This is a genomic window from Gracilibacillus sp. JCM 18966, assembly GCF_055392695.1.
The window spans coordinates 3,672,061-3,690,419 of the sequence record NZ_AP043883.1 but is presented as its reverse complement, the minus strand read 5'-3'; the positions used below and the strand labels follow the sequence as shown (position 1 = coordinate 3,690,419).

The following is an 18,359-nucleotide window of genomic DNA, read 5'->3' as shown; positions in this document are numbered from 1 at the left end:
TCATCTTGTCACACGGTTCTTCTCTGTTTTATGGATGATGAAGCTGGATAACGGCAAGTGTACAGCGTGAAATCGCAATAAGGTCTTCTTTTTCATCGACTATTTTGATTTCCCATACCATTGTTTTTTTTCCCACATGAATAGGCGAGGCTTTTGCCTGTATCCATCCTTCTTTTTTTGCTTTCAAATGGTTACAGTTTATTTCTAAGCCTGCAATAGATTGTTCATTAGGATGAATATGCTGTAATCCACCGATGCTTGCTGCCGTTTCCGCAAGTGCCACAGTTGCTCCTCCATGAAGGAATCCCATTGGCTGCTTAACTGTATTAGTGATTGGCATTTCCATTATCACTAATTCCTTAGAAACTGTTACTGTCTTTATACTTAGTGCATCCATTAAATTTTCAGCCATTTCTATCCACTTCTTTCTAGGCTATAATGATAAAGGAATAAAGATATGGAGCAATAATGATATTCCAATAAGTGCACCATAAATGGTATTCGTTTTTGCAACAGCAGCCATTGCCGGAATCATTCCAACATTTGTTGTATTCTCTTTAAAGGTTTTAATGGCATGGCTTGCTTTTTTAATGCTTAGAAAACTGATCACACTATAAATAGGTAAAAGTCCCATTAAGATATAAATTCCAGTTAGTAAATAACTAATAATGATTAACCATTTTAATAAAGAAATGGCCCGATTACGCCCGACTAATATGGCAATTGTTTTTCTTCCATTTTCTTTATCCCCGTCTAAGTCACGAATGTTATTGGCAAGTAAAATACAACCAATCAAGATAGCGATAGGAATAGAAATGATAATGACTTCCCATGTTAACGTTAATGTTTGGATATAATAACTGATGCCGATAATGACTGTTCCCATCAGTAAGCCAGAAAATAATTCTCCAAATGGTGTATAGGCGATGGGAATTGGTCCTCCTGTATATAGATAACCTATCAGCATACAAAGTGTGCCAATTACAGCAATCCACCAGCTGGACTCGATGCAAATGTATACACCTAAAGCAACGGAAATGGCAAAAAATAAATAGGCTAGCCTTTTCACGACTATTGGCTTAATACCATCTCGAACAATAGTGCCACCAATTCCTACAGACTCTTCATTATCTAGTCCACGGACATAATCGTAATATTCATTGAACATGTTAGTGGCTGCTTGGATAAGGATGGCAGCGACTAGCATAACGATAAATAATAATAGTTGGAATTTTTCATCCAATACGGCAAGCATTGTTCCGACAAAGACTGGAATGAAGGATGCGGTTAAAGTATGTGGTCTTAATAATCGCCACCATACATGAAACCCAGGTTTTTCGTTTAAATGATTCGCTTCTCGCGATGGTTTATTCATTCCCATTTTAAAGTATCTCCTTGATTTTAAAATAAAGGCTAGAAATATAGCCTAAAAGTATATAATACAACATTATAAGTTTATTGAATACTTCAATATGTGTCAATATTCTTCGTGAAATGCGATTATCACCCTTATTGATTTATTTTTTGATATACTATTAAGGTGAGGCATCTATACGTTAGGTTCTTTAAAATTATTTGATTTTGTACTATAATGGATAGCGTTTATGAAAAATGCCCTATTATATTGGAGGGTTTTCTAATGATTGAAACAAAGGAATTAAATATAGATGGTGTATTACAAACAGCAAGAAAACAGGCAAATAAAAAGCAAACACCAGCCTTTGTTAGTATAACGGAACAGATAGAAGAGTTGGATCCACTTGCTTTTTTTAATACAGGTAAGTATCTTGGCTTAACCCGAACGTTTTGGACTAATACCGATCGTTCTATATATTTTGTTGGAGTGGGCAATGCCTATACCATGCAAGCAATTAATCAGCCATATACGACAATAAAGCAGCAGTGGCAGGAACTGATTAATGATGCTATTATCGATAATCCATATCCTAACAGTAGTGCAGGGCCAATTGTGCTAGGCGGTTTTCCTTTTGATCAAGCTAATGAAAAGGATCCATCACTTTGGAAGGGGTTTGAAGGTAGTCAATTCCGCCTACCACGCTTTATGCTTACAAAAGATAAGGAAAAGTATTATTTCACCATTAATGTCTTCGTAGAACCAAATAGTAATACAAGCCAATTGGAGCAACAATTACAGATTGAAAGTCAGCAATTGCTCAATGGGAAAGAAATGATAACTTATACGAATGCCATTCACCTGCAGCATGAGGTAGATCCAGAACAGTGGAAAGATTTAGTTCAGAAGGTGACGAATGATATTTCAGAAGGAAAAGTGGATAAAATTGTACTAGCTAGAGAGCTACAAATAGAGCTAAAGGATAATTGTGATTTAACCGAAGTTTTAAGGAATCTGTTAATCATGCAACCAAATAGTTATGTGTTTGCGTGGGAAAAGAATAATGCATGTTTCATTGGTGCAACACCTGAAAGACTAGTTCAAGTGAATAAAAAACAACTATTTTCTACTTGTCTTGCTGGCACGGCACCAAGGGGAAAGGACAAAAAAGATGATGATGTTATTGGCCAAGCATTGCTCCAAGATGAGAAGAATCAAAAAGAACATCAATTTGTGGTAGATATGATTCGAGGAGCTGTTACTTCCTGTGCTCGAAAAGTTCATATTCCTGACAAACCAATTTTGTATCCATTAAAAAATTTACAACATTTATATACACCAGTACAGGCAGAGTTAAAGAGAGGGCATACCATCTTAGATGTTGTTGCTAAATTACACCCAACCCCGGCATTGAGTGGTTATCCGAGCGAAACCTCCTTATCCTTTATACGTGAATTTGAAACACTAGAACGAGGGTGGTATGGAGCTCCAATTGGGTGGATGGATGATCAATTTAATGGGGAATTTGCTGTGGCTATACGTTCAGCACTAGTGCGAGAAAACAAGGTATCTCTATTTGCTGGATGTGGTGTAGTGGAGGATTCCGATCCAGAGCAAGAATATAAGGAAACAAGTATCAAATTCACCCCAATGCTGCAGGCATTAGGAGGACACTATGAGTTATCGTGAATCATTGACGAAATATATTGCGAATTTTGTCAATCAATTATATGTAAGTGGTGTAAGAAATGTGGTTATTTCACCTGGGTCAAGATCTACTCCGTTGTCTTTAACCTTTGCTGAATATGATCGCTTCCAATTATGGGTAGATATTGATGAAAGGTCTGCCGCTTTTTTTGCATTAGGTATGGCAAAAGAAACGAGAGAACCAGTAGTCCTTGTTTGTACGTCTGGTACAGCAGCAGCCAATTATTATCCAGCCATTATTGAGGCACATTATAGCAGAATACCGTTAATTGTTTTAACAGCTGATCGACCACATGAATTGCGGGAGGTCGGAGCACCGCAAACGATTAATCAATTAAAAATCTTTGGAGATTATCCTAAATGGTTTCACGAAATGGCGTTGCCTAGTGCAACAGTAGAAATGCTTCGCTATGCAAGGAATCAAGCAAAACGTGCTATCCAAACCGCGTTACGTCCCAACTGTGGTGTTGTTCATCTCAATTTTCCACTACGCGAGCCACTTGTTCCTGACTTTACGTTACAGGATATATGGGGGGAAGAAGAGAAGAGTCTTACCCTTCGAGCGGTTAGTCAGTTATCGCAACCGAATGTAGAGCTACTAATAGATAAATTAAAAAATAAAAAACGGGGCATCCTAGTCTGTGGTCCTCAGGATCGAACAGAGCTAGGATCAGCTATCGTTGACCTAGCAGAAGCATGGGGGATTCCTATTTTTGCTGATCCATTATCTCTATTACGTAATGGTAAACATTCGAATAAATGGATTGTGGAAGGCTATGATGCGATCCTGAAATCAAAGGCTGTTCGCGATTTGCTAGAGCTTGACTTTATTATTCGATTTGGTGCTATGCCAGTTTCTAAGGCTTATTTACAGCTATTACAAGAAAAGCAAGGTATTGAACACATTGTCGTCGAAGAAGGAGAAGGATATCGAGAGCCTGTTGGTGTGCCTACTCATTTTCTTAATCATTGTGATGGGGTTCATTTATGTCGTGATTTGGCAAGCTATCCAATCAAAATCGATGAGAAATGGTCAGCTAATTGGAGGAAATGGAATACGTACACGAAAGAAGTGTTGATAGAGAAACAAGATCGATTAACAGAAGGACTTGCGGTAATAGGTATTCAACAAACTATTCCTGATCATACGGTTCTCTTTGCTAGTAATAGTATGCCGATTCGAGATGTAGACACCTTTTGGTTCTCTAACCAACAGCTAGTGAAAGTTTTAGCTAATCGTGGTGCAAATGGGATTGATGGTATTATCTCGACCGCTTTAGGCATTAGTGCCACTGATAAGCATACCACCCTTTTGATTGGAGATGTTTCTTTTCTGCATAGTTTAAATGGTTTATTGTTGGCTAAAAATTATCGATTAAACCTAACTATTGTATTAATTAATAATAATGGTGGGGGTATTTTTTCCTTTTTACCTCAGGCTAAGGATAAGAGTAAGCATTATGAATTGCTGTTTGGTACACCTCAAGATATTGATATACAAAAACTTGCAGTGGCTTATGATGCAAGCTACGAAAAACCAGAAAACTGGACCAATTATGTTAGAGCTTTGGAAAACTCGTACCAAAGAGGTGGGCTAACTATTGTCGAAGTGGAAACCGATCGTACAGAAAATGTTAGCTGGCATCAGCAAAAATGGGATCTGATAAAACAGTACTTGCTACATGAATTAGAGGGCTCTGACGATGTTCTTTGAGGTAAATAGTAATCACTACTGGGTGGAAAAGGTTGGAGAAGGACCGCCACTTGTTATGCTTCATGGTTTTACTGGGACTACCCATACTTGGGCTGAATTAACAAAAAAATTGGCTAACAAATTTCAAATCATAAAAATAGACTTGCCTGGTCATGGGAAATCAACTACTCCCAATATTCATTCTATGGAGGATTGTTGCTATGATTTGGCACAAATCTTTAATCAATTGCAATTGTCTACTGTTCATCTGTTAGGTTATTCTATGGGAGGAAGGACTGCTCTATCATTTGCTTTCCTTTATCCCAAACGAGTTCGCACACTTGTATTAGAGAGCGCGACACCAGGTATTGCAGATTCACAGGAAAAGAAAGCTCGTGTTCAAAAGGATGAAAAGCAAGCTAAGTTTATTTTAACAAACTCTTTGAAAGCATTTATTGATACGTGGGAAGAAATTCCACTATTTATTTCCCAAAAGTCTCTTCCTCTATCTATGAAAGAGCGGATACGAAAGGAACGATTAAGTCAAACCAGTCATGGACTAGCCCAATCGTTACAAACAATGGGAACAGGAGTGATGCCTTCTTGGTGGGAACAATTAGGTGAGCTAACCTGTCCTGTAGCCATTATAGTTGGTGAAAAAGATCAAAAGTTTGTTCAGATTGGCATAGAAATGGAGAAAAGGATACCAAATAGTTATTTATATGTTGTGCCAAACAGTGGACATGCAATTCATGTGGAACAATCAGAGATTTTTGGTACAATAGTAGATGAGTTCTATTTCAAGAAGGAGGACATCTTATGACAGTCGAATGGACTAGTGAACGCACATATGATGATATTTTATATGAAACTTACAATGGTATTGCCAAAATAACCATTAACAGGCCAGAGGTACGTAACGCTTTCCGTCCTCACACAGTAAATGAATTGATCGATGCTTTTACATATGCTCGTGATGATGCAAGCATTGGTGTCATTGTTCTTGCAGGTGCTGGTGACAAAGCATTCTGTTCCGGTGGAGATCAGAAGGTGCGCGGACACGGAGGATACGTTGGGGATGATGAAATTCCTCGCCTTAATGTCTTGGACCTACAACGACTTATTCGTGTCATTCCTAAACCGGTTGTTGCAATGGTTTCAGGTTTTGCTATCGGAGGCGGGCATGTATTACATGTTGTTTGTGACTTAACCATTGCTGCAGACAATGCGATTTTTGGTCAAACAGGCCCTAAAGTCGGTAGTTTTGACGCTGGTTATGGTGCGGGGTTGCTTGCTCGTATAGTGGGACACAAGAAAGCGCGTGAAATTTGGTATTTATGCCGTCAGTATAACGCACAAGAGGCACTAGATATGGGACTTGTAAATACGGTCGTCCCATTAGAAAAATTAGAAGAAGAAACCATTCAATGGTGTGAAGAAATGCTGGAGAAATCTCCAACTGCCTTACGTTTCCTAAAAGCTTCATTTAATGCAGATACAGATGGACTTGCAGGACTTCAACAAATGGGCGGGGATGCAACTTTACTTTATTACACAACAGATGAGGCGAAAGAAGGACGCGATGCGTTTAAAGAAAAACGTAAGCCAGACTTCAAAAAGTTCCCACGTTTTCCTTAATAACATGATTCCGTCTTCTTAGATGGTAAACCGAAAGACGAAACCTAGTTTCATAAGTATGAAACTAGGTTTTATCTATGACGATAATAAAGGAGGGTTCCTATGAGTGAGGTAATGGAGCATTGGTTAGACAAAAGGGTAGCATTAAGCCCAGATGCTTTAGCTATTGAAACGCCTGAAGGAGAACAATGGACTTTTTTTCGGTTACAGCAAGAAGCAAAACTATTTGCAAAAAAACTCGCAAATGTCGCTTGTAAACAAAAACATATCGGCATATTATCAGGCAATTCGGTTGAAATGGTCGTCGCCTTTTTAGCTTGTACCTATATACAAGCACCAGTTGTTTTTCTAAATACACGGCTTACGGAAAAGGAAATCGAAAAACAGTGCCAGGCTGCTGATGTTGATTTATTGCTTACTAGTACTTATTATCGATCTAAAGCCAAGCAATTATCGACTACCTCGTATACGTTTAATCAAATAAGAGAATTAGAAACAATGTCTATATCGCTTCCATCTTCGATTAAAATGGAGGGGCTCTGTTCGATGATGTTTACATCAGGGACCACAGGAACGGCAAAAGCTGTCATGCATCGCTATAAGAATCATTGGGCAAGTGCGGTTGCATCAGCTTTGAATTTAGGATTATTATCAACAGATAAGTGGTTAGCCTGTTTACCATTATTTCATATTGGTGGTTTATCGATTATTCTAAAAGGGATTATTTATGGAATGCCAGTTTACCTTTTAGAAAGGTTTGATGAACAAATAGTACATCAGGCTATTATAGACAAGGGTGTTTCCATTGTCTCTGTTGTTTCCGTGACGTGTATGCGATTATTACAATTACTAGGTAAGCAACGCTACCCTAAAAATTTTCGTTGCATGCTTCTTGGAGGTGGACCGGCTCCGCAGCCATTACTAGAAAAAGCCCGCGCTCTTGATGTTCCGATTGTACAAACCTTTGGAATGACAGAGACTTCTTCGCAAATTGCAACATTAAATGAGCATGACGCTTTGCGAAAAATTGGGTCTGCAGGGCACGCTTTATTCTCTGCTAGCTTAGAGATTAGAAAAAATGGGAAACAGGCAGCTGTGAATGAGATAGGAGAAATAGTTGTCAGAGGTCCAATGGTCACGGATGGCTACTATAAGCGAGAAGAAGCGAATCTTGCTTCCTTTCAAGAGGGATGGTTTTTGACAGGTGATCTCGGTTATCAAGATGAGGAAGGCTTTTTGTATGTCGTTGATCGAAGAAGTGATCTTATTATTTCTGGCGGGGAAAATATTTATCCTGCTGAAATTGAGGACTGCCTATTGTCTATGCCTACTATTGCAGAAGCCGGGGTTGTCGGTATTCCTGATCCAGTGTGGGGAGAGGTCCCTGTTGCTTTTGTTGTTAAAAGGGATGGGGCTTTGACTCAAGACGATATTGTAAAACATTGTCGGAGCCGACTAGCCCGGTTTAAAATACCGAAACAAATATTTTTTACTGATGTTCTTCCTCGTAATGCTACCAATAAATTGCAGCGCCACCAACTGAAGAAATGGATAGAGGAGAGAAATGGTTAAGCATAATGACCACCGATTTTTTTGCTGCGTTCGATCGTAATACCCGCATCTGTATAGCTAGTTGCACGCAAAATCGCGGTGGACCCATGTTGATCACGGATGGTATCCATCACATAACCAATATCCTTCTTCTTTCCTTTATCTTCAAATAGCTGGAGCTGTGTCTCTATATCATCATATAAATTATTTAAACTAACGGTGACACGGCGGATTTTACTATGATGGTCATAGAATTCATGGAAAAGCTGTAAACAAACATGATAAATGTCCATCGTAACATTAGTAGGTAAGTCAAGAGAACGCGAGCGATGGAATCCGCCAAGATTATTTGCATATCCAATGCTTAAATGGATTGTGCGTCCAGCCTTTTTGCTCGCTCGAGTTCGTCTTGCTACTTCTTCACATAAATCTAACATGCAGACATAGGTTTCTTCTTCGGAATAATCTCTTAATAATGTAATTCCATGACTAAAGCCTTTTTGCTCTTCCTTTTCTGCTTCGGTATAAATAGGACTGAGGTCAATCCCCCAAGCATGCCAATATAGTTGCTCTCCCATAATACCAAAGCGTTTCTTTAATTGTTCTAAAGGGTGTTGTGCTAATTGTCCTAATGTCAAAATCCCCATGCGTTGAAGGTGCTTTTTGAGTCTACTGCCAATCCCCCAAATTTTTTCTACTTCTACAGGCCAAAGCAATGCTTCGACATCCTCATATCGACATGTAGCAATCCCCGTTTTCTTTGCATATAAATCCATTACTACTTTTGCTAAAAATTTATTATCACCAATCCCAATAGCACAAGTGAGTCCCATCGTTTCGTAAATTTCTGTTTTTAACATGTGTGCAATTTGATAGGCATTACCATATATCTTTTCCAATCCATTAACGGTTAACCACATTTCATCGACAGAGTATGGATGAATAGCTTCACGTGGAGCATAGCGATAGAGTAATTTAGTAATTTCAATCGATACTTTTACATAATCCCCCATTCTTGCTTGCACGATATGAATATTTGGATCCTCTGGTAATTCAAAATAGCGACTGACATTTTTTACTCCATACCGCTGTTTTAATGCTGGAGAAGCAGCTAGTATGATGCTACCGGATCTTGTTTTATCTCCAACGACTGCTAACATTGTCGTCATGGGGTCAAGCCCTAGCTTGACACACTCGACACTAGCATAGAAGGAACGCATATCAATACATAGGATGTTATTTCTCGGAAAAGTATGATAATCCATTGATGTTCTCTCCTCTTGGATTTTTAACACGAAAAGGAACGTGTGTTCTCTATTAGTATAGTACAAAGAAGTGGAAATAAGAAGAAACAAAATATGGAAATTAAATATTAATAAAAAACTCCTTCATAATTGATAAAGATTATCATTGACATTTTTGCAGAAACCCACTACACTAAAAAGTAGAAGATACTTAGAGAATGGAACGATTAACCATTTAAGGAATAACACAAAGGTTTGCGAACGAACGTAAGCGAGGGAGAGGTTCCAGAATGGAAACATTAGTAGCAAAGGATTTAACATTAGGTTATGGAGAAGAAATTATTATAGATGATTTAGATATTGCTATTCCAAAGGGTGAAATTACTGTCTTTATCGGCGGAAATGGTTGTGGTAAGTCAACATTATTACGATCATTAGCGCGTTTATTAAAGCCAAAAGATGGTGATGTAGTACTTAACGGAAAAGACATTGCCAAAATACCTACAAAGGAAGTAGCAAAACAACTAGCGATTTTGCCTCAAAGCCCAACAAGTCCAGAAGGATTAACCGTTGAAGAATTAGTGAAGCAAGGACGTCATCCATATAAGACGATGTTCAAGCGTTGGTCTCCAGAAGATGAGCAGGCAGTCAATGAAGCTTTATCGGCAACGAATATGACGGCATTAAAAGATCGTGAGGTGGATTCCTTATCAGGCGGGCAACGTCAACGTGCGTGGATTGCGATGACTTTGGCACAAGGTACAGATACGGTTTTATTGGACGAACCAACGACTTATCTTGATATGACTCATCAAATTGAAATATTAGACTTATTGTTTGAACTAAATGAAAAAAGAAAAAGTACGATTGTAATGGTTCTACATGATTTAAATCTAGCTTGTCGTTATGCTCACCATATTGTGGCAATTAAGGATAAGCAGGTTTACGCGCAAGGTAAGCCAGAAGAAATAATTAATTGTGGCTTAGTACATGATGTTTTTCAAATGAAGTGTGATGTGATGTATGACCCAATGTTCGGAACACCGATGTGTATACCACATGGACGTGGACGCTGCTTAATTAAAGAAGCAGTCGAAGAATCCAAACAAAAGCAAATGCAAACTGTGTAATAAAGAAAATCCTTTATCTGTTTAGAGATAGAGGATTTTTTATGCCTTTAGAAAGGCAAGTTTTACTAAGTATGTTTTCCCTCTTCTAACATATAACTATCGAGAAGGAGTGAAAACAATGGAAAAGAAAAAATATTATGTTAATATAGGTACCCAAGAAATATCTCACATCCCATATGGTGGTAATGCAGAATTTGTGATTCAAGCAAACGATGAAGAAATCACATTACTTAGACTAAAATTTGATGAAATACATGATGCAGATCTAAGCACTTATGTACGAGCACATATCCCTTTTACCCCTTATCATAATGATCCACAAAACGATGCATATGATGAAGGGATAAAAGGTGTTTATCAAATGATATATGAACTAGCAGATGAAGAGACGAAAGCAGCTATGGATAAATACAATATAGGTAAAGAGAACTGATTTATTAATAATAAATAAAAAAATGAAACATTTTCTCTCTCTAAATCGTCTTTTTAATTAAAGTATTCATTTTAAATAAATATCTAGTAATAAAGGTTTAATTTAATAGGAAAAAAGGTAATAGTAATATAAGATGGGGGGGAGAGCATTGAAGAAATTATTGGTAACATTGACAACAGGAATACTTCTTATTTTTGCGATCATGATTGTTAGCCAATACAACACCGATCAAAGTCTAGCAACTGGAAAAAACAATGCCTACAAACAACAAAGTTTAAACAATGCCAACTTTGAGGATATCAAGCAACTAGTAAAGGAAGAAAAACAAACAGAACTATCCCATGAAACCATTGTCGAGCTAACCGATAAATTTATGCAAACATTAGTACAGGAAATAGATGGCGACAACAAGATTATTCACTATCAAACAAAAGAAGAGCTGATTCAAGCTTTTGAAAAAATAACGACAAAAGAAGTAGCCTTGCCTTATGTAGAATACTATTATCAAGAAAAGCAAGATGGCTTATATATTGTACCAACGGAAACACCACCATGGTTCCAAAAGGAAAACAACTATGAGAGAACAAGATTAGATGGGAATATAGTAGAAATAAGTCAACAAAATCAAACAGATTTATATGGCAATTATATGATTAATATTCAGTTTAAAAAAATCAATAATCAATGGAAAATAGTTAAGATTAGCCATGTAGATTCATAAGAGGTAAAATAGATGTATGAAAACTTTTTATGATTATTATCACAATAAGATACAGCTATCCTTTGAGGATCATCCCTTTAATAAAAATCCAAAACATGTTTGGGTTATCTGTCGCTATCAATCCAAATGGCTACTAACGAAACACCTCGATCGTGGACTAGAGTTTCCTGGTGGAAAAGTAGAAAAGAATGAGACAGCAGCCGAGGCTGCTATTCGAGAAGTACATGAAGAGACGGGAGGAGAGGTTGATCAGTTAACCTATATTGGCCAATATTATGTCAAAGGGAAGCATGATCAACTAACCAAAAATATTTATTATGCTGAAATAAGTGGCTTAGCCAAAAACGATCATTATTTTGAAACAGCAGGACCTATTTTATTAGATTCGTTACCAGAAGATATTCAATCAAATATGGCCTTTAGTTTCATTATGAAAGATGATGTTTTAACCTATAGCATTCAGTATGTGAAAGAAAAGCTTTTGATTAATTCAAATCAATCAAGAAGCTAAGTTTGCTTTATTTAAGTATTTAATGTCCGTCAGCGCACTGCTATCCGAGCAGGCCTCTTTTTTTTGTCCGAGCCTTAACAAGGCTCGGATTTTTTAGATAGACATCGTTCCAGCAACCATCAGAAAGAAGCTAGTTACTAAAAATAAATTGACTTTATTATCCACTTCCGATACGATAAAACAGTGTGGAGACGTATGCCATAAAGGGAAGCGTACTTATTTTGGAGTAGGTTTCTCTTCATTTTGTTTGATTAGCTTAAAATAATGTTTTTATAACCAACTAAATAAATCGGTTTAATTGTGATTGGGTTTTCGTGCATTCTGTCGATAAAAACGGTATAGTAGTAGATAGAGAGTTAGAAGAGAACATTAAGAATTCATAAATAGAAAAGACAGAATCAAAGTGCTCAATTGGAATGGAAAGTGTTGAAGGAGGAAAAATGATAATGCCAGAAAATAGAAGATTATTCACATCAGAATCAGTCACAGAGGGTCATCCTGATAAAATCTGTGATCAAATTTCTGATGCGATTTTAGATGAAATAGTGAAAAATGACCCCAATGCTAGAGTAGCTTGTGAGACGACTGTCACAACAGGATTAGTTCTTGTTTCTGGAGAAATTTCTACAAGCACGTATGTTGATATTCCTAAAATTGTTCGCAATACTATTAAAGAAATCGGTTATACAAGAGCAAAATATGGCTTCGATGCAGAGACGTGTGGAGTGCTAACAGCCATTGATGAACAATCAGCAGATATCGCTGGTGGTGTTAATGTTGCATTAGAGGCAAGAGAAGGTAAAATGTCAGATGATGAGATCGAGGCAATTGGTGCAGGAGACCAAGGATTAATGTTTGGTTATGCTAATAATGAAACACCTGAATTAATGCCACTTCCAATTAGTTTGGCACATAAGTTAGCTAAGCAATTATCTGACGTAAGAAAAAATGGTACGCTGAGTTATTTGCGACCAGATGGTAAAACACAAGTCACCGTTGAGTATGATGAAAATGACAAACCGATTAGAATTGATACGATTGTTATCTCTACTCAACATCATCAGGATATAACACTAGAGCAAATTCAAGCAGATTTAAAAGAATTTGTTATTAACCCAATTGTTCCAGCAGAACTCTTAGATACGGAGACAAAATACTTTATCAATCCAACAGGCCGCTTTGTAATTGGTGGTCCCCAGGGAGATGCAGGACTTACAGGAAGGAAAATAATTGTAGACACTTACGGTGGCTATGCACGTCATGGTGGTGGAGCATTCAGTGGAAAGGATGCAACAAAAGTGGATCGCTCTGCCGCTTATGCAGCACGCTATGTAGCAAAGAATATTGTTGCAGCTGAATTAGCGGAAGCATGTGAAGTTCAACTTGCCTATGCAATTGGGGTGGCACAGCCTGTATCCATCTCCATAAATACATTTGGTACGGGGAAATATACGGAGGAAGAACTTGTTGCAGCAGTTCGCGAGCATTTTGATTTGCGTCCAGCAGGTATTATTAAAATGCTTGATTTAAGAAGACCAATTTACCGTCAAACTGCCGCATATGGCCATTTCGGACGGACAGACACAGAATTCCCGTGGGAAAAAACAAATAAGGTCGATCAATTAAGATCTTACTTGTCAAAAGGCTAAGAAACAGATAAAATAGAGTAATTGAGATGAGGTCAAGTGCCTGTGAGGACTTGACCTTTTCTGATGAATAAGGTCTCACGTATAGGTGATAAGAGTAATAGTACATGCTCGGTTTTAAACAATCATCATGAAATTACACCCATTCTTATAGTGGAAAAGAGCGAATATATAACAATAGGAGAAGTAACCTCAGTAGGGTAAAATTCGTCTACTATAATAGAAGGGAAAAGAAGGAAGGAAATAATTTATGTGTGGGTTTATTGGTATATTAAAATCTGATAATAAAATGTGGGAAAGTGAACAAAGACAACAGTTCGAAAATAAAAATACAGCCATTTATCACCGTGGTCCAGATGATGAAGGCTATTATGAAGATAATCACGTTTTATTTGGCTTTAGAAGATTAAGCATTATAGATATTGAAAGTGGACATCAGCCGTTTACATACCATGATGAACAGTACTGGATGGTGTTTAATGGTGAAATTTATAACTATATTGAACTTAGAGAAGAATTACAAAAAAAGGGTTATTCCTTCACAACTGATTCAGACACAGAAGTGATTTTAGCCATGTTTCAAGAGTATGGTGTAAAAGCATTTGAACAATTAAGAGGAATGTTTGCGATCCTAATTTGGGATAAAGAAAATCAGGTTCTTTATGGGGCAAGAGACCCATTTGGAATTAAGCCACTATTCTTCAAAAACGCGGAAGAAGGAATGTATTTTGCTTCAGAGAAAAAAAGCTTGCTAGGAGATATAGAGGGCACGGTTGACAGAGAAGCATTACAGCACTATCTAAGCTTTCAATATGTTCCTGAGCCTATGACAATGCACGAAAATATAGAGAAACTAAATCCAGGCCATTATTTTGTCAAGCCTCTTGATAAAGAAATCACCTTTACACGTTATTTTCATGCACAATTCCAGCCTGTTGATCAGGACAAGCAAGCACTGATCAAAAAGATTCAAGATGTGATGTATGATTCAGTTAAGGTGCATATGCGAAGTGATGTACCTGTTGGATCATTTTTATCTGGCGGAATAGACTCATCTTTAATTGTTGCGATGGCGAAGGAATACCATCCGAATATCAAGACATTCTCTGTAGGATTTGAGCAAGAGGGATATTCAGAGGTGGATGTTGCAAAGGAAACAGCAGATAAACTTGGAGTGGAAAATCACTCTTATATCATTTCGCCAGAAGAGTATGTCAAGAAATTACCTAAAATTATCTGGCATCTCGATGACCCACTTGCTGACCCAGCTTGTGTCCCATTATATTTTGTTGCAAGAGAAGCGAAAAAGCATGTAACTGTTGTTCTATCTGGAGAAGGATCAGATGAGTTATTTGGTGGATATAATATTTATCGAGAGCCAGAATCATTAAAAGTATTTCAATCTATTCCAACACCAGCTAAAGATTTATTGGCACGTGTAGCGCAAATATTACCAGAAGGTGTGAAAGGGAAAAGCTTCTTGGAGAGAGGTACAACCCCGCTCCAAGATCGTTATATTGGTAATGCCAAGATGTTCGAAGAAAAAGAGAAGCAAAAACTATTAAAAACTCATCAATCGAATATTAATTATCAACAGATTACCGCACCTTTTTATCAAAATGTTCAAGGTATTGATCCAGTTAATCAGATGCAATATGTCGATATCCAAACATGGTTGCGCGGGGATATTTTGTTAAAAGCAGATAGAATGACAATGGCTCATTCTTTAGAGTTACGAGTGCCCTTCTTAGATAAGGAAGTATTCCGGGTAGCGAGCGAAATACCTGTAGACATGAAAATAGCAGAAGGCACGACGAAGCATATCTTAAGATTAGCATCTAGAGGTATCGTACCAGACCATATCCTTGATAGAAAAAAATTAGGTTTCCCTGTACCAATACGTCATTGGTTGAAAAATGAATTGAATCAATGGGCAAGAGATCTAATTAAAGAAAGTGCTACAGATCATTTATTGGATAAAACCATTATTACTCAATTGTTAGAGGAACATTGTGCAAATAAAGCAGATAATAGTAGAAAATTGTGGACAGTGTTTATGTTTATGCTCTGGCATCAAATTTTTATTGAAAATAAATTCGATACCGAATTATTAAAACAAGAGGATAAAGCAGCAAGCAAGCTACATCAATCATAATCAATGGTGATAGCCTGCTTGCCCATTTGCTCCCAAGCGCTAATAAAAGCATGTTTGGGAGCCTTTTTTTGTTTTCCTTTAAGTGGATCATTGAAATAGATGAAATCTTTATCATAGCCAGTTACTAGTACAGCATGCTCTTTCATTGTAATCTTAATAGGTCCTTCTGGTGTCTGCCATGTTTCAAAGGCTTCTTCTGCTAATGGTTGAAAAGTAGCATTTGTGATGACAAGCACGGGCTTTTGCTGAGAAATAGATTCGATAACACGATGAAAATCAGAGCCTGTTAGATCCTGAGCTAAATTACCAACATAAGATTTGGCTAATTCTGTTAACGGCTGATGATAGACCCCATACCCTGGATTTTCAAAGCTATACATATCTCCAACAAAGCCTTCATGCGGGTTACCAAAAAATATTTGTCCGTTTTCTTGCTTGTAGTTTGTTGTATCTTTTACAATTTGGGAAGCAAGGGTAAGTTTGTCGACATCTATATCATGATATTGAAGAAGCATAGATAAAGTAGTCACCTCACAGCCTCTCGGTAATTCTGGTAATTGATAGACCATTGGTGCATCTAGCATAACACTATGCTCTACTTTCGTATCAAGCGTAAGATGGTGATTGGCATGTGTCGTGAAGAGTTTTGTCTGATAGTCTGTTGCATAAACCCATTCAATATCAGCCGTATATAGTAAGTAGCCCCCTGTACCAATACTTATCGTTCCGAATAGCAGTATATAAAGCAATGCCATATATTGAATAATTTTTTTTCGATAAGATTTATAAAAATATAATAAAAAGAAGAACATAAAAATGGAAATGATAAATAGGGTTGTAAGCATTTTGCCCTCCATCAAACTGTAGAAATTCGAAATAGCGAGAAAGCAACCATGATTTATAGAATCAGTTGCTTATCCTGTTTTTATAGTATTTTCCTTTTTCTACGTAATCCTTTTGGATACGATTCATATCCTTAATATCTTTATCGGTAAGATTACGAATTACTTTAGCTGGTCTTCCAAATGCTAGTGTGTTTGGTGGGATTTTTTTGCCAGGTGGTACAAGGCTTCCTGCCCCAATAAAAGCACCTTCGCCTATTTCTGCCCCATCCAAAATAATAGACCCCATCCCTATGAGCGCATGCTTACGAATAATGGCAGAATGTAAAGTAACTTGGTGCCCAACCGTAACATAATCTTCAATAATAAGTGGCAGTTCTGGACTTTGGTGTAGGAGAGATAGGTCTTGGATGTTAGCATATGCCCCAATTTTAACAGGCGCTACATCACCTCGAATAACGGTTTTAAACCAAACACTTGTAAATTCTCCAATTTCAACATCCCCTGTAATGACAGCATCAGGTGCGATAAATGCATGTTGATGAATATTAGGTATTTTTCCTTTGTATTCTAAAATCATCGTATGAACCTCCTGCTAGATAGTTAATAATATGATATCATATGAAATAGAAATGAAGAAAAGTGAGGGAACCATTTTGTCTATTACAATCCCAACAAATGCCCCAATTTTATTAAAACAGGTTTATCAGAAAGTTTTTCCACAAGTAAATAAAGAGCTCGATTATTGGCAGGAAAGAGCTAAAAAAATACCGAATAAAGAATTACGAACACAAGCGTTGGCAAGTATTCGTTCTAAAAAGTTCCATTGCCAAGGTGGAAGTGTGTATAGTCTATTAGCAGGGGAACAATGGAAAGAAGCTATTCGATTTATTGTAGCCTATCAAACAATAAGTGATTATCTTGACAATCTATGTGATCGAAGTACTTCATTAGACCCGGAGGATTTTAGAATGCTTCACCAATCAATGGAGGATGCTTTATCACCAAATGTAAAGCTAAAAAATTATTATCAATACCGAGAAGAACAAGAGGATGCGGACTATTTGACTGATCTGGTAAAGACATGTCAACAAATAGTTAGTCGAATAAGTAACTATAAAAATATACAAGGACTTATGATTCAGCTTGAAGCATTGTATAGTGACTTACAAGTACATAAACACGTTTGTCACGAAGAACGAATTCCAAGATTAGAAAAATGGTTTAGTACCTATCAATCCAAATGGCCAATGCTAAGCTGGTACGAGTTTTCTGCATGTACTGGATCCACATTAGGTATTTTCTGTATGACATCCTATGCTTTGGCTGGGGAGATGACAGATCAGCTTGCTGAAGTTATTTTCGAGAGTTATTTTCCTTATCTACAAGGGTTACATATTATGTTAGATTATTTTATTGATCAACAAGAGGATGCAGAAGAGGGTGACTTGAATTTCTGCAGCTATTATCAAAATGAAGAAGAACTGGAGAGACGTCTGATTTTTTTCGTGGAACAAACAAATAATCAAGTAAAAAAACTACCAGATGCTTACTTTCATGAAATGATTCAGCATGGCCTTGTAGGCTTATATCTAGCGGATCCAAAGGTAAAAAAGATGAAACAAGCCTATTCGACAGTCAAAAAATTGATCAAGGCAAGCGGTAGGAAATCACAATTCTTCCATTGGAACATAAAGCTATATAACCGTTTAGCGGGGAGATATTGAGGTGATC

Annotated in this window: 17 protein-coding genes; 12 read left to right on the top strand and 5 right to left on the bottom strand. The window is 37.3% G+C overall.

All coding sequences use genetic code 11. From position 1 onward, the window contains the following. Nucleotides 1-28: 28 nt before the first annotated feature. Complete coding sequence (locus ACZ5N5_RS17995) at nt 29-412, bottom strand: hotdog fold thioesterase (protein ID WP_109984636.1); 384 nt, start codon at nt 410-412, stop codon at nt 29-31. A 21-nt stretch (nt 413-433) separates the two neighbouring features. Continuing rightward, entirely contained in the window at nt 434-1,375 is a 942-nt protein-coding gene (locus ACZ5N5_RS17990) for a 1,4-dihydroxy-2-naphthoate polyprenyltransferase (protein WP_054859703.1), read from the bottom strand. Between the two features lie 264 nt (nt 1,376-1,639). On the opposite strand from ACZ5N5_RS17990, the gene ACZ5N5_RS17985 reads away from it, so the two are divergent. The 5 genes from ACZ5N5_RS17985 to ACZ5N5_RS17965 all read left to right on the top strand — a co-directional run bounded on the left by ACZ5N5_RS17985 (nt 1,640) and on the right by ACZ5N5_RS17965 (nt 7,964). After that, on the top strand, nt 1,640-3,043 hold the full coding sequence (locus ACZ5N5_RS17985; RefSeq protein WP_277679208.1) for an isochorismate synthase: 1,404 nt from the start codon (nt 1,640-1,642) through the stop codon (nt 3,041-3,043). Beyond that, nucleotides 3,030-4,775, top strand: a complete 1,746-nt coding sequence (gene menD, locus ACZ5N5_RS17980; RefSeq protein WP_464372859.1) for a 2-succinyl-5-enolpyruvyl-6-hydroxy-3-cyclohexene-1-carboxylic-acid synthase — start codon at nt 3,030-3,032, stop codon at nt 4,773-4,775. The genes ACZ5N5_RS17985 and menD overlap by 14 nt, the downstream gene beginning before the upstream one ends. Beyond that, nucleotides 4,765-5,577, top strand: a complete 813-nt coding sequence (menH, locus tag ACZ5N5_RS17975; protein ID WP_464372858.1) for a 2-succinyl-6-hydroxy-2,4-cyclohexadiene-1-carboxylate synthase — start codon at nt 4,765-4,767, stop codon at nt 5,575-5,577. Before menD ends, menH begins: the two co-directional genes overlap by 11 nt. Further along, nucleotides 5,574-6,392 (top strand): 1,4-dihydroxy-2-naphthoyl-CoA synthase, encoded by an 819-nt coding sequence (gene menB, locus ACZ5N5_RS17970; protein WP_054787497.1) that lies wholly within the window; start codon nt 5,574-5,576, stop codon nt 6,390-6,392. Before menH ends, menB begins: the two co-directional genes overlap by 4 nt. 102 nt (nt 6,393-6,494) lie before the next feature. Continuing rightward, nucleotides 6,495-7,964: an o-succinylbenzoate--CoA ligase gene (locus ACZ5N5_RS17965; protein WP_109984631.1), complete on the top strand. Its 1,470-nt coding sequence runs from the start codon at nt 6,495-6,497 to the stop codon at nt 7,962-7,964. Here the strand turns inward: ACZ5N5_RS17965 and ACZ5N5_RS17960 are convergent. Then, on the bottom strand, nt 7,961-9,208 hold the full coding sequence (locus tag ACZ5N5_RS17960; protein WP_109984630.1) for a DNA polymerase IV: 1,248 nt from the start codon (nt 9,206-9,208) through the stop codon (nt 7,961-7,963). The two genes, ACZ5N5_RS17965 and ACZ5N5_RS17960, sit on opposite strands and share 4 nt — an antisense overlap. 269 nt (nt 9,209-9,477) lie before the next feature. On the opposite strand from ACZ5N5_RS17960, the gene ACZ5N5_RS17955 reads away from it, so the two are divergent. From ACZ5N5_RS17955 to asnB, 6 genes are all read left to right on the top strand, one after another. Further along, entirely contained in the window at nt 9,478-10,317 is an 840-nt protein-coding gene (locus ACZ5N5_RS17955; RefSeq protein WP_054859634.1) for an ABC transporter ATP-binding protein, read from the top strand. Between the two features lie 118 nt (nt 10,318-10,435). After that, complete coding sequence (locus ACZ5N5_RS17950; RefSeq protein WP_054859633.1) at nt 10,436-10,750, top strand: hypothetical protein; 315 nt, start codon at nt 10,436-10,438, stop codon at nt 10,748-10,750. Between the two features lie 148 nt (nt 10,751-10,898). Then, nucleotides 10,899-11,471, top strand: coding sequence for a hypothetical protein (locus ACZ5N5_RS17945; protein ID WP_054859632.1), 573 nt, complete (start codon nt 10,899-10,901; stop codon nt 11,469-11,471). 16 nt (nt 11,472-11,487) lie between these two features. After that, a complete protein-coding gene (gene ytkD / locus ACZ5N5_RS17940; RefSeq protein ID WP_054787493.1) occupies nt 11,488-11,982 on the top strand; it encodes an RNA deprotection pyrophosphohydrolase in 495 nt (164 codons plus the stop codon). A 446-nt stretch (nt 11,983-12,428) separates the two neighbouring features. Continuing rightward, nucleotides 12,429-13,631 carry a methionine adenosyltransferase gene (gene metK, locus ACZ5N5_RS17935; RefSeq protein ID WP_109984628.1) on the top strand — a complete coding sequence of 401 codons (1,203 nt, stop codon included), beginning with the start codon at nt 12,429-12,431 and terminating at the stop codon, nt 13,629-13,631. A 247-nt stretch (nt 13,632-13,878) separates the two neighbouring features. Then, nucleotides 13,879-15,783 (top strand): asparagine synthase (glutamine-hydrolyzing), encoded by a 1,905-nt coding sequence (gene asnB / locus ACZ5N5_RS17930; protein ID WP_109984627.1) that lies wholly within the window; start codon nt 13,879-13,881, stop codon nt 15,781-15,783. On the opposite strand, the gene ACZ5N5_RS17925 is transcribed toward asnB, so the two are convergent. Then, complete coding sequence (locus ACZ5N5_RS17925) at nt 15,774-16,628, bottom strand: C39 family peptidase (RefSeq protein WP_277679211.1); 855 nt, start codon at nt 16,626-16,628, stop codon at nt 15,774-15,776. The two genes, asnB and ACZ5N5_RS17925, sit on opposite strands and share 10 nt — an antisense overlap. A gap of 61 nt (nt 16,629-16,689) precedes the next feature. Beyond that, the gene (locus ACZ5N5_RS17920; protein ID WP_109984625.1) at nt 16,690-17,205 is read right to left on the bottom strand and encodes a gamma carbonic anhydrase; all 516 of its coding nucleotides are present in this window, start codon (nt 17,203-17,205) and stop codon (nt 16,690-16,692) included. Between the two features lie 52 nt (nt 17,206-17,257). Between ACZ5N5_RS17920 and ACZ5N5_RS17915 the strand changes: the two genes are divergently transcribed. Further along, nucleotides 17,258-18,352, top strand: coding sequence for a tetraprenyl-beta-curcumene synthase family protein (locus ACZ5N5_RS17915; RefSeq protein ID WP_464367949.1), 1,095 nt, complete (start codon nt 17,258-17,260; stop codon nt 18,350-18,352). The last annotated feature ends 7 nt before the right edge of the window (nt 18,353-18,359 follow it).